The sequence below is a fragment of the Psychrobacter sp. TB20-MNA-CIBAN-0197 genome, assembly GCF_040309765.1.
GTDB classification, from domain to species: Bacteria; Pseudomonadota; Gammaproteobacteria; order Pseudomonadales; family Moraxellaceae; genus Psychrobacter; species Psychrobacter submarinus.
In genome coordinates, this window is sequence record NZ_JBEOPC010000751.1 from 1 (window position 1) to 264 (window position 264).

The 264-nt window shown below is 59.8% G+C and carries 1 protein-coding gene; it reads right to left on the reverse strand.

What is annotated here, in order from left to right; all coding sequences use genetic code 11:
• Positions 1-238: hypothetical protein (locus AAEY83_RS15840; protein ID WP_351060484.1), on the reverse strand; the 238-nt coding region annotated here is incomplete at its 3' end.
• Between the last annotated feature and the right edge of the window lie 26 nt (positions 239-264).

The following is a 264-nucleotide window of genomic DNA, read 5'->3' on the forward strand; positions in this document are numbered from 1 at the left end:
GGTACGCCATGAAAATCGCACTGTCGGGCGCGTTGTGAAAGGCGCTGAACTCTTCCGGATCAATACCGTAGCACTTGCGGTACGGCACGATCGGCGTCACCGGCCACTGCTCGACCGGCTTGCCGATCACGGCGGCGCCATAGGCGGCAACCTCGAAACTGAAGTCGCTGCCCCAGATATACGGCGCAAAACCTTCGTCGGCGACCCGCACCGACAACCCTGGGTATTTCGGATTCATGACCGGTTGCATACTGGGAAAAGTCC